Here is a 12,749-nt window from a genome sequence, read left to right on the forward strand (position 1 = left end):
ATTATTCCCAAGCAAGGAATTCAATTTTTGCAATTGGAATTTACATTGTTTAATCAGATACCTAAGGCTGAGGAAGATGTTTATTACTCATAGTAACCTAAGATACGGTGAATATCCAACCATAGTTTGCTGAGGTTTTATTCTACAGTACTATAGTTCAACCACAAGTACTTCTCCTTCTTTAGGATAGGTTGTGGTGTATCCATACCTTTTCTTTAAGTTCGTGTTGTCCCAAATTTCGTTATAATCAGAACGATAGTTAAAAACAAGCATAGGGGGAACGGTGGACCTTTTAATAACCCAGGCGACCGCTTCCGGGTTTGGATGGCCATAATTACTTCCGTTAGTAGAAATCACAAACTTATTACAAAGCAATTTTTCAATAAGGTCGGGACTAGTGTTTTTTTTACTGCCATGATGAGATAGCTTTACAAGCTCGAATGGCGCTTGATTCTTATAGATTCTATCGAGCGATTGTTTTACTGTTGATGGAAATGCATCTCCACAAAGCAAAACAGATTTTTTATTATACGTTGCAATGAAGGCAATACTACTCCCATTCGCCTCGCCACGGTCTTCCTCAAACTTTGTACTGTTTAACTTTTCAACATCGGGGCTGGCAGGAGGACCAAAGCTTTCCATTTCTTCATTATCTATCTCTGGGTCGATCAGTCCATAGCCTGGTTGCAGTCCATTCTTTCTCACCTCTCTTTCCCAAACAGGTCTTAGTTTTTGTAAATGTTTCCAATACGGCGATAATATTGTTATCTCCAGGCCCAGCTCCAACTTTACAGTTAGTAGCGCATCTGCTTCATCTGCAAAAGCAGCAGCATTGCTAAATGCTTCGTTCCAGGGAATTTTATGTTTTATCAGCGCAGCGGATAGTCTTTCGCCCTGATCCGGGCCAAATTGCTCCGACTCATCTTTTTCTTGAAGCTGTGCCCATCCATTAAACCAAAAGTCTGATATTGTAAAACCCAGGGTATCGTTTTCAAGCAGGGCAAGGATTCCCTCGATATGATCTCTATCGACATGAGTAACAACAATCAGCTCAAAGTGCCGTTTACCCAAAGGTAATGTTTCGATGAAGCCGCTGATATCTACTTTTGTTCCCGAAGTGCCACCATCTATGAGGATATTTTTGAGCTCTCGTTCGTTCCCATATTCTATCCATATGCAATCTCCATAACGGGCGGGTAAGAAATGAATATTAAAGGCCATATGTTAGGTTATTAATGTAAATTCAACTGTTAGTTTTTTGGATGGAAATCAATGAGAGTGCAGGTGGGCCGACTCATATTTGCCTTGGCAACATAAGCCCTTACAGTGCTGAGCGCCGAATTGACAAATTTGTCCCGGCCTTCAAGGAAAACAGCTATTTTTTCAAGACCATCATGGAGCAAGCGCAAGCCTTCTGTGTAGATCGGGATACCTCGTCTAAACCCCTGCAATAACCGCTTTTTAATTATTATGATGTCTTCGTCAGTTTTTGGGGTTTTGGACATCAGAAACCATGCGTCTATGATTGCGCCATCTGGCATCCAAAGAAACCAGTTTGCCAAGTTATTAGTCCAGTCGTGCATTCTGTCCCATGCCTGCATTTTAAGGAGGTAATATCCACCTATCGCCGCTCCTGCAGGATCTTCCTTTTTATTTTGCAGTAAAAACTCTGCACTGATTGCATTAAACAGCGTTTCTTCTTCCACTACGGGGCCACGGGTCAACATTGTAAGGAGTGCATCATTCGCCCATTGGCGGGTTTGGAAGTTGAACTCATAGGGCGTTTGATCTGATCCTTCAGTTCGCACTCGCGACACGGTTACAAATAATTTATTCGTAGGAGGAATGCAGACAAAATTCGAGGGCGCATTGGGAATGGCAACCTCAATGGCAAAACTTTTCTTTTCATAATTTTCCCAGGTAAAACCAGTACCTGTTACATCAGGAAAAATCCTTTCGTCGCTCCAAACTCTGCGTAACCACTTACCTCGCGGAAGTCTTTCCCAAAGAATTATTCTATCGAGGAGCCGGAAAATATTTGTTGGAAATCCTTTATAAATTGCGTCATAAGGCCCTTTTATCAAGGATCTATGTTTGGGCTGCCATCCAACATGAGTATCAGAAAGCACGATGGTGCGCGTATTCTTATTGTTAACGGTCAAAAGTTCGTCGATTGGAGTTTCTCCATCAACTGTGATTACTCTATCAATTTGCTGCCCGTCTAACAGGATAGCCCTGATTACATATGTTCCCTTTTCCTGAGCTGGCAGGTTAAAATATCCGTCTTTGCTCCAGATAGAAGATAAAAGGCTAAGATTTTGATTCAGGAGTTGTATCTGAATTGGAGAAGCGAGGTCATCCCTAAAGCGGTAGCCCTCAACATCTACAAATCCTGATATTTCAGATAAATTGTTACTAGATGACATTCAGGGATTTTTTAACTGATGGAGGATTGGCGGTGACAAAGTCTTTTTGCGGCTTAAATTCATTAGCGTTGAAGTCAGCACTGACCTCATAAATGCCAGCCTTTACATTTATTTTCCAAGGGGCGGGCGTTGGTGTTCGTCTTTCAGTAAAGGATGATTTTGAATGTCTATAAGAAAGCTCAGCCACACCGAGCGCCGATTCAGGAAGACAGGTCAAATTCATAACGACTTGCGGAGGTTCTGCGAATCCAATAATCTCAGTTGACCTATTAGAATACTGTGAACAACGTTGCCTGTCACCCTGCCCCGGTTTAATTAGTTCCATCAGTTCATAGATTCTGCTGGCAATAAGGCTGGTATCAACTCTCCATTCATCTTCAACGCCTGTGGCCCCTTGGCCGGTCAACGCCAGTATCAGCGCACTGCTATAAACGGACACCTGGTTAGGATCGCCGAATGCTTTTTCGTTGTGAGCAGACGCTTTCAGTGTCAGGTTGTATTTGCATTCTGAATCCAGGTAGGCAGCATTGTCCAGTCCCATAACGCTAATATCCTTGTCCAATAACTCATAGGGAACCATCCGGCATGAGTCTATAAAAAAAAGCTGCGTTTGAGCTTTGCAGCTATGAAATGCTCGTCTCGTATGATCAAAATTAAAAGCTTCCCGCCATGGCATTTCAGGCATACTGCCAAACCCTTCCGTTAGCAGGTATTGATCTGCTTTTTCAAGACCGTGGCCACAGAAATAAAAGATGGCAACATTGTCTTCATTAGTATCACACCTAGCCTTCCAGTCAACATATCCCTGATAAATGTTTTGCCAGGTTGCCTTGTCGCAGGTAGGTTGTTTGGGAGTGGCTGAGTCTGAATACTCTGAAATCAGTAGTTCTATCGAGCCCAAAGGTTTGAGCCATCTACCGGTCTGATCTCCGTTATGAATTCCAATTACGGTTTTATAGAACGCCAAAGCTGAAACAGGGGCCGAAGTAAGCTGTCCCATCGAACCTAATAACTTGTTCTGACCCTGTCTGTAATGCGCGCCATCTTTAAGCCATGGATAACTACCTACACCGATTATGAAAACATGGGTTTGGGGATTATCATTTATTTCGTTGAAAACTAATGACATTTGGGACTTTTTAAATCATGTACATTATTATTCAAATTACTAAAAAGATCTATAATCAGAACATTTGTTAGCCCAATGGGCAATTTTTTAACTATCCTTCACCTTGCCTATCAATTATGTATTCGATACGACTTAGTGTAGGTTCACTTGTACGTCGAAGCGTGGCGGAGCGCCGATAAAGGTTAGTCATTCATCGTTACATGTATTAAAACCGCTGTTCTCAAAAAGGAAGCTTGTTAGGTAAACGCGGAAACACCTACCTGCACTACTTTCGCAACTACACGTACCTTCACCTAGTAGTGTACAATATCATATTTTATAATACCTTGATTCTTTATAACCAAATGCATCACTGCGGTTTAATGGATGATTTTATCCCAAGAAAATCCTAATCCTTAAATTGAGAGTAAAGTATATTTAGTAATGATACAGCATTGGAAATGCAAGTGCGGTTACGGCGACTTTCAGGTAAGTATTGGGTGACCATAGTTGTAACTCCATGCTAACGAGCTCTGGGTAAAAGTTACCTATTCCGAATGAATTTGCTATTATTAATAAGCGAAGTGGAAATTTTGAGCGCTATCTGAGGCTTTAAATTTCTTTGAGACCAAAATCAATACGAAGTTCATTGATAGCGTCAGTCTCATATTTATAGTAGTTTGCCGAGTTCGTTTGTGCTTGGCGCCAACCTTTATTTAATACTTGGGCAACAGAGAGGTGACCGGCTTGTGCTAACTCAGGATAGGAAACGAGGTCCGCATTTTGGTAGAATGCAAAGAACTCATCAATCACATGTTGCAATAAATAGTCCGGGTATAGTAACGCGTGTTCTTTAGGCACCTGTGGATGTGTTTCTTGCAAAAAGATCTGCCAGGCTAACTCAATCTCCGCTTTTTCCTGATGAAGTCCCAGCTTATCAAGCATACAAATGATCAAGCGCATACGAGCCTCATCTGCCGGGTGAGATTCGTTTCGCTCATATATTTTGCCGAACCCACGTCCGGTAGAGAGCAACTTAAGGTTGGTCCAGCCATAGGCTGCCCCGGTCATATAGGCACCTACCAGATCACAACTAAATTCTTCCAGCCAAGATTCCTTCCATAAATACTTTGCCTCATCTATTGCATCTGCATAGTGAGCTCCCAACCCTTCATCCTGGATGCGGACTAGCTCTCGATCAAAATGTTGTTCAATTACACCGCTGGATATTTCACAACTTTTCCCCTGGAACATGGAGTGAAGCAAATGCCCAATTTCATGATACATGTCTGGCAGATTCAATAAGCTGTATTCTTCCCCACATGGCAATGCGATGATTTCGAAATAGGGTACTGCCCAGTAATAGGAATCATGATTGCTAATAGTTGATACAATAGGCGGGATGGCAGAAATGCGATGTTCTGAATAAATCTTAGAAATAAGTTTAAAAAAGAAAATTTCGGGGTCGTCATAATTCCTGATAGCCAGATAACGATAAGAGTGAATAGCCATGAAAGTCCTGTAAAGACCATTGAATTTATACAAATTGTTGCCTTCCATTTGTGGTAAATCCAGGTCCCCTCCATTGATAGTGCTTATTATTTCATCCCGAATATCGGAAAATTGTTTATTCGTTTCAGCAATAAAGCGATTTCTTATATCTGGATGGATGCTACGACCATTAATGTCAGCCACTACAATATCAATCCGGTGTAACAAATCCACGTACAAGGCCTTAATAAAATCTTTCATCCTCTGCTGGTTCGTAATTTTTTAAACAATACGGATGCTTCGTTATCCAGAACTGATATGAATCTATCTACGTTGAGAAGATCCTCAATGGTGAGTTCTGTTTGGGTATTAAGCTTATTAAGTGCAGTATTTATCTGCTCTTTAAACTCGATATTTTGCAATACCTGGTTCTTAAATAACTGATTGGTCATTAACTCATACAGCTCATTGTGGATATCCTGTTTGTTGTAAAACTGTTCCAGTAAGGACAGGATGCTGTGAAGCGTTTTTTTTGCCTTTTCTGTATCTTCTTCGCTTACCTTTAACTGCGCAGCTGCCTGGTTATTCTGGTTTATTAAATTTCTTTTTTTAAGTGTAATAATTGCGTTGTTCAAATCATTTGTAAGATTTGAAACAGAATTATATTTTTTATATAAATGACTAAAGTCGCTCATAATGTTGCTTTTAAGCCACATGGGCGTGAACAATATTGCTTTCTTTCTGACGAATCGTAGCCAGATCATTCTCATGGGCGACATCCCGGATCAGCGTATCAATCAGTTTCAATGGTAACGGCAGGGATGTGGGACGGTCGGGTGATGAGAACGTTATTTGTGTCAGATTGAAAATGTCCTGTAGCGCCTGCCCAAAATTAATATTTCCGCAACAATAGCTAATATGAATAGGCTGCGATGTTCCCGGAACCTGATAAGGATACCCTGTATTAAATATAAACGCATCCTTTTTATTTTGTTCATTCGGATAAAGGTAGGTGCCACAGTCGGGGTTATGCAAGATACGTCTTGAATCATCGTATGTAGTCACGCGAATAGGAATTGCAGATGTCTTTGCGACGTTGATTACCCCGGTTTTTACAGCACCAGCATCAAGCAATTTCATTTCTGCGAGCTGATGCAGTGCATTTTGTAGCGCTTTTTCTTCTTCGCCAAAACTAACACCATCCCGAAGAATAACGATGCTGCCTGGCTTGTCTTTACTAACCTTCAGGTGGCGGGAAAGCACACTTACAATCTTATCTGATATCACCCGGTGATTAATCTTTTCGTTTCGGGAAGAGCCAACGGCTTTAGCGACAGGATCTATATCAAAGACAATTTTTTCTCCATTGCCAAAGAAAAAGCAGAACCCGGCATAAAAGTCATGCGCATCAATTCCAATGTAGATATCATGATGGAGTGGCTGAGCCAGTGCAAATGGCCATTTACGATTAATAATCAGACATTCAAAAAGGGTGTAAGACAAATAGGAGCGGAAGCTGCGCATCAAATCGTCAGGAACTGTATATGATAAGGGTTCCCGTCCGTCCGTGCCTAATTTGAGAAAACTTTTAAGTTTATCAGCACTTACGCACTTAACTTTTACGGTGTTAAATAATTCTTTCTTGAGCATTTGATGAAATACCCTATTAAAGCGACCTCCATCACCATTGTCTTCGGGAAGGACCAGCAAAATACTGGTGCCCGCCAGGTTATGTTTATCAATATACTCTTTAAGGTCCTGGAATACCTTATGAGCATAGGGCGCCGAGCGCATTGAATATTGATGCAGGGAACACTTTGGAAATTGGGGTGCAATCTGTTTCATCCCCTTTTCAAAGTGATACTTTAACCCTTGTCCAAAGTTTAACGGAAGGTTGTCTGGAAACAGGATATGCTGGGCGTTAAATGCACTTTGGTTGATAATGCCATACTTGTAAACAAATTCGCGACGTCGCTTTGCAAAGTCCTTAAGGGCTTTTCCGTATTGGCTGGCATCTTGCTGTACATCCAGGATTTGGCCTTTACCATACATAAGCGCAGGTAGCGGAAACGTACCGCACTGTTTAGACAGCGCTTTTTTTGCAACCTGTAATGAAACACCGTTAAATTGTAGCGACTGGAAATAGTATTTTACGAAGCTTTCGATTCGGGTAAAGCGCTGATTGGGTTCATTAATTGAGAATTTGTGAAGGTTGTCTTCTGGGTATCTGATGCGTTTGGCAAGGCATGCAGCACCGGCTAAAATGCGCTCTGAATTATAGCCATTCGTGTGAAAGAAAGTCGGAGACTTCGGACGAAGTGGTGCTTTATGAGTAGCTGTACTGTACTTACCTTTGTGTTGTATGTACTGAAGAACGGTAATGTTCTTGCCCTGTATGTTGATCACATGCTGATCAATTGGATTACCTGGCGATTTCCCTTTCACGGTATACCAGTTATCACCGTTTAAATACAAAAAGTTACGGTCGCGTATGTATTCGATCTGCAGTTGCTCGCTCATTCCGGCAATTGCTTCGTCCAAAGTTCTTTTGTCAGCATACCGGTAGGCGAGATCAATGCAGAAAAATGCATTGTCTTTATCCAGTAGTACTACCTTAAATTTGAATCCAGGGAATATATCTGTTTCGATATCGCCGCTTAAAGGTAATGGGCTTTTTTTCAGGAACGTGTTTATTCCACCATCCCATAAGTCACGTCTATTGCCCAGTTGCCAGTTAACTGCGCTTTCCAGGAATCGTTGTACAAGTTCCAGGTTTGAATTATCGATGTTTTTACAATTCAGTTGAAAAACACCATCCAGGGGGCTGAGCTCGATATTAAGGGGGCTTCCGGCAATCACCTCCCGTTTCAGAACTGCATCAGCTTTAACCGCCACATATCTTCTGCCATTGTGCATGGCGATTGCAGCAGGGCCTTTAGTGATATCTGACAGATGGCTCACAGCATGGTGAAATGCCTTGTGTGCTTGGCGTTCATCATGACCTGCTCCTTGTACACTAACATTTACCAGTTGGTAACTGAGTTTAAGGTCATGCCAGTTGCTGATTCTGAACCAATTGATAATATTCGCGCTCATCATACCTGAAATTATTGAGAATTAAATGAATACAGAGTGGTTTAAACTTACACAAAGCACAAGTTTCCTTCTTATCCGTGGTTTGGTAATCTTCTATATTGAGTTCGTCCCATTTTTGAACTGAGGACAATTGTTCCTGTTCATTGCGAAATCTGTAAACATAATCAAGGGCAGCCGCTGTGCTTTCCCTGCTGAAAGCATGCTCTTTAATGTTGCCATTCATGAGATTAATTTCAAAAAGAGAAACATCTTCCATCTTCGGTAGATCCCACCCTTTGGCCTGGAAGTCCTTTTTAATATTATGGTAAGCTACGATACCCGCCAGGTATAGCTGCATAGAGTAATCGCTACTGTCACTGTCAGAAACCTTCCAGTCGATTACATGGATAGCTTTCCCACGGTAACGTACCAGGTCAATCTGCGGTTTAATTCGCATGTCCTCAAATTGGTAATGCCAATAATTAATATTAGGTCGCAGAAAATTAGAAGTCATTAGATATTCATGAAGCGATTTTCCTGCTTCAGGGCTGCCATATTCAGGAATTTGCATGATTATATCACTGACAGTAGCATAAATCTCCGAAATATCGTCTTCGCAATATGGTAATCCGCGTTCGTGAATATCCAACACCAGAAATTCTTCGCCAGCTTTGGTTTTAGACATGCCTTTTTGTCTGTAAAGTTGTTTTCGTGAAAACTCATACTGGAGTGAGGCAATATCGGTGATCTCGTTGGCAAGAGCTGAAAAGTCAGGTACCTCCTTATTTTGGTACATTGCAATAAGTATCTCACTAAATGCAAAGTCAACCAATGAACCTTGCCACATTTTCAGGCTTTTTGATTGAGTCAGTTCAAAAGCTTTTCTTCGTACAGGGTGTGTAAAATGGTGGGAAGCTAGTTCATGCGCAAAATAAAATTTGCGATGGCATTGTCTGAGATTTAACAATTTTGAAATACTCCAATCCATTTTACACCTTATTTATGCTTGTTGATAAAGTTCTGACAGTCGTTGAGTGTATTTATCCAGTGCCTCTTTGTTTTGGTATAAATAGCTTTCATCTTGTTTTAGGTGTCTAAAATCACTTTGCTGAGCGTGCTGTGATATGCCTTTTTTAAAGGCTGGTTGAATTTTTGTTGGCATACTTGAAAATATCCGGCTTTCAGTTTGCAGTTTTTCGAATGTCGCGGCAATGCCAGCAGTGGCCTTTGCCAATGAAATGTTTAAGATTTTAATCAACTTGAGAAGGGATTTTACTGGTACGCTATTGGTAAAAACCATATCGTTTTTTATATTTTCCAATAGAGACGGAGTTAAACCAGTGGCCTGGTGTAGATCTGGCAGTGGCGTAACACTGGTATTCATTGCATCCTTAACCAACGCACCAAGCGTTTCTTTAGTTAAGGAGTTGGTGAGCTTAGCGATCAACAGTTCGGTCTTTTCGCTAGAAAGGGAAGCGATAGCAGCTCTTGAGAATACGATTTCCGCTTCTTTTTCCAGGTTACCCCCAGTTGTGCCGAGCTCGTTTTCATTGATAACAAGTGTCATCAACAGGTCATTAAACGGTTGTGTATGTTGGTTCCCTTTCATGATAAACAGTCTTTAAGGATTTCTAATGTTTTCTTTTTTACTCTGGCTTTAGCCCTATTGAATTTTACTTTTAATTGATTGTTGGGGATGCCTATCATTTCTGCAATTTCATTGTAACTGTAATTATTCATTCTTAACAGAAGAAGTTCCCGTTCTGTATCGGATAGTAGCAACAATGCCTTTTGCATGGCAAACATTAGTTGGCTTTGAGCTGATGCGTTATTATGAGGACCACTGGTCGAAATGCTCTCTATAACATCCGCAAATTCTTCCAGTGAAAAGTCGTCCTCATCCTCTTTCGCCTCTGCGATCCAATCTTGCATACTTACAGTCGGCAGTTCTTTGCTTTTCTGCGATCGAAGTATCTGTAAAATATTATTCTTATGAATTTTGAACAACCAGTTTCGAAAATGACTTTCTGAGGTAAATTCATACCGAGTAATGACTCGTCCTACGGTCTCCAGGGTTTTATAAAGCACATCATAGCTGGCGTCCTCATCCAGGCGCCACTGATCAATACCATAGCTGTACAATTGTGGCCCATAACACCTATAGAGTAGAGCCACCCCTGTTCGTAAATCCTGCTGAAATTGTGATATGATTTCTTGGTATTTCACTTTCAATATTTGTTCGTCTATATATTAATATGCTAAGAGGTTACAATAAAGTAAACCGTATTGATATTCAGTAGTTTATAGTGGATTGGGTTGACAATCTTTTGTTGCTGATCTCTAGAGATTGATTTTTAAAACTGAAAAATAAGCTTCTTACGCATAATTTTGTTGACAAACAAATATTCGAAGAATTGGGAATGATTATAAGCAATGAAAGGAATTTAGGCAATCACCCATAAAAGTTGTAATAAGTTTTATGTGGAATTGGAGAGAAACTTATGATCAAAACCAACTGTATTAAGAATTAACCAAATTTAATAACATCATTTTGCTCACGATATCTTGTAATTTGTATTATGATACCATTGAAAAGTGGAAAAGGAAGCTCGGTTTATCCAGTCTGAAAAAAATATTTCATTCCCCGACATCTTTATACCTATATCAGCGCACTTGGAGCGGAATTCGGTAAGTTGAATTATGTCCATGCTATGTCATTTTTATTGAGTTGCCAGGCTCTGTGACAGATGTAAAGTGATAATGCAGCAAAATTACTTGCAATTCAATTATTCATTATATTTAGGTAAGATTTGCATTGAAGTATAGAAATGTTGTCAGTGAGTGATTTTGTGAGTGATTTGAAAGTGTCTACGTAATTGATTGAATAATAATTATTCGCAATAAAAGTAGGAGACCCTCTCTCCGCCAGCTCAAAGCAAATTGTGCCCCGGTTTTACCGGGGCATTTTTTATGCCCGGACGCGAGGCGAGCTCGCTCGGCCGAGCGGAAGGGGAGCGCACACTCCCACTTCGCCAAGAAATCTAGCTATCGACCACTAACAACACTAAGCTGTCCATCTAAATCACACCCAAAGCCCCACCTGAACAGGCGGGGCTTTTGATTGGGCATTAACATCAACCGACCCAGAAATCTCTACTTACTATCCTCAGACGTCGTGACGGCCTGGCTAACGGCACCAGCCACGGCCAGGTAGCCGGCGATCTCCGCGAAGATATCCGGCAACTCCACCGGAGTAGACAAGATCACCCCGCTGATGGCGGCCAGCGTGACCGAGAAATTGCTCAGCTTCTGGAAAAAGGGCGGCGTGGGCGCCTTCATCCTCTCTTTTATACTCATACGATTTGCTTTTTACGGTGAACGATGATGATTTCCTGGTTTCTCATAGGATCTCCGCGGGCCCTTCCTGCCCCGGCAATGCTGCTGCAGCAACGCTACCGGTATAAGACGTCTGCACGCCGGACGGCTTAACGGGGCAGGAAAAGGGACGGCGGAAGGGAAGGGGACCAAAGAGCGGCCTGGCGGGCGGACTTGCCGGCATAGTGCCGGTGTGGCTGTACCGGGCTCTGGTTATATACTGGTGTAGCGCCCTACAATTTGCCCGCGCTATTGCCGGCCGGCTTCCTTAGCCGCCGGTGGCCACTTCATTGAGATCTACCTTCACCAGCCCCATGGCATTGAACGACTTGTTCAAAGGATAGAGCTTGCTGTTGGTACTGATATAGTACTGAATACCCACCACCACGAACAAGGGCAGGGTAGAAGCGGCTGTCACCTGGGGCGAAAGCGTGATGGCTGAAACGCTTTCATCCGACAGATCGAGCTCGGTGGCATACTTGATCTCACTGACATAGGTGAGGGCATTGAAGTCGAGCAGGGCAGCGCCGGCGAATATGCGGGCATAGGTGGCGCCTTCGGGCAGGTCGATGCCATCATTGATCTGAAAGGCCGGAATGCTGATGGTGGTCAACCCAGTAACGCGGTTCACCGTAGCCGTATAAGGCGGGTGAAATGCCGTGGTGAAATCCTTGCCAGATTTTAAGGCGATTTAGGCACACTTACCCCTGTTTTGGGATAGCAACAGGCAGGGACCTGTAAAGCTATTTCCGTAGTGCCGAGAATGCCTGTAAAGCCTATTCAGGACAAGGCGCCGACCTGTAAAGTTTTTTACCCACCAGAAAGTGTCGACCAGACCCTAACCAGACCCTGACCAGGAGTTGACCAGGAGTTACTCAGACCCTCACGAGAGGTGGACCAGACGGGTACCAGACCCCGACCAGAGGGGGACCAGGACTTTACCAGGGAATCACCAGGCAAATACCAGACAACTATCAGGCAAACACCAGGGAAAACATCCTAAAAAATGAGGGTTTAGGCCCTCAAAAAAGGGCCGGAGCCCTTAATGATACAACCGGAGCTGCACTGGAGGCAGCGCCTGACGATTTTTGCTGGCCTGGAGGATGCGGCCTGCGAACTCCTTTTCGAAGGCCGCCCGGCGGGACTTAACAACGATGTACACCACGCACTGCTCAATACCTACCAAACAACAAGACGAGGAAGCCACGAGATAATACTTCATAAACAAACATTTAAAATTAAAAAATAACAGCAAAAGCTGCCCGCAGCATTCA

12 protein-coding genes are annotated in these 12,749 nt (G+C 42.4%); all 12 read right to left on the reverse strand.

All coding sequences use genetic code 11. The features are described from left to right. Nucleotides 1–150 precede the first annotated feature (150 nt). Nucleotides 151–1,221 (reverse strand): hypothetical protein, encoded by a 1,071-nt coding sequence (locus tag P2H89_RS07790; protein ID WP_275826046.1) that lies wholly within the window; start codon nucleotides 1,219–1,221, stop codon nucleotides 151–153. A 29-nt stretch (nucleotides 1,222–1,250) separates the two neighbouring features. Next, entirely contained in the window at nucleotides 1,251–2,426 is a 1,176-nt protein-coding gene (locus P2H89_RS07795) for a hypothetical protein (protein WP_275826047.1), read from the reverse strand. Further along, entirely contained in the window at nucleotides 2,416–3,555 is a 1,140-nt protein-coding gene (locus P2H89_RS07800; RefSeq protein ID WP_275826048.1) for a caspase family protein, read from the reverse strand. The genes P2H89_RS07795 and P2H89_RS07800 overlap by 11 nt, the downstream gene beginning before the upstream one ends. Nucleotides 3,556–4,146: 591 nt before the next feature. Continuing rightward, entirely contained in the window at nucleotides 4,147–5,286 is a 1,140-nt protein-coding gene (locus tag P2H89_RS07805; protein ID WP_275826049.1) for a hypothetical protein, read from the reverse strand. Then, nucleotides 5,283–5,720 carry a hypothetical protein gene (locus tag P2H89_RS07810; protein ID WP_275826051.1) on the reverse strand — a complete coding sequence of 146 codons (438 nt, stop codon included), beginning with the start codon at nucleotides 5,718–5,720 and terminating at the stop codon, nucleotides 5,283–5,285. The genes P2H89_RS07805 and P2H89_RS07810 overlap by 4 nt, the downstream gene beginning before the upstream one ends. Before the next feature lie 10 nt (nucleotides 5,721–5,730). Continuing rightward, a complete protein-coding gene (locus P2H89_RS07815; RefSeq protein ID WP_275826052.1) occupies nucleotides 5,731–8,124 on the reverse strand; it encodes a hypothetical protein in 2,394 nt (797 codons plus the stop codon). Further along, nucleotides 8,075–9,088 carry a PD-(D/E)XK nuclease family protein gene (locus P2H89_RS07820; protein ID WP_275826053.1) on the reverse strand — a complete coding sequence of 338 codons (1,014 nt, stop codon included), beginning with the start codon at nucleotides 9,086–9,088 and terminating at the stop codon, nucleotides 8,075–8,077. Before P2H89_RS07820 ends, P2H89_RS07815 begins: the two co-directional genes overlap by 50 nt. Nucleotides 9,089–9,100: 12 nt before the next feature. Further along, a complete protein-coding gene (locus P2H89_RS07825; RefSeq protein WP_275826054.1) occupies nucleotides 9,101–9,709 on the reverse strand; it encodes a hypothetical protein in 609 nt (202 codons plus the stop codon). After that, nucleotides 9,706–10,326: a sigma-70 family RNA polymerase sigma factor gene (locus tag P2H89_RS07830; RefSeq protein ID WP_275826055.1), complete on the reverse strand. Its 621-nt coding sequence runs from the start codon at nucleotides 10,324–10,326 to the stop codon at nucleotides 9,706–9,708. The genes P2H89_RS07825 and P2H89_RS07830 overlap by 4 nt, the downstream gene beginning before the upstream one ends. Before the next feature lie 927 nt (nucleotides 10,327–11,253). Further along, nucleotides 11,254–11,457 (reverse strand): hypothetical protein, encoded by a 204-nt coding sequence (locus P2H89_RS07835; RefSeq protein ID WP_275826056.1) that lies wholly within the window; start codon nucleotides 11,455–11,457, stop codon nucleotides 11,254–11,256. Nucleotides 11,458–11,743: 286 nt separating this feature from the next. Then, nucleotides 11,744–12,106 carry a hypothetical protein gene (locus P2H89_RS07840; RefSeq protein ID WP_275826057.1) on the reverse strand — a complete coding sequence of 121 codons (363 nt, stop codon included), beginning with the start codon at nucleotides 12,104–12,106 and terminating at the stop codon, nucleotides 11,744–11,746. A gap of 411 nt (nucleotides 12,107–12,517) precedes the next feature. Then, entirely contained in the window at nucleotides 12,518–12,697 is a 180-nt protein-coding gene (locus P2H89_RS07845) for a hypothetical protein (protein ID WP_275826058.1), read from the reverse strand. Nucleotides 12,698–12,749 lie beyond the last annotated feature (52 nt).

The organism is Paraflavitalea sp. CAU 1676, from assembly GCF_029223285.1.
Classification (GTDB): domain Bacteria; phylum Bacteroidota; class Bacteroidia; order Chitinophagales; family Chitinophagaceae; genus Paraflavitalea.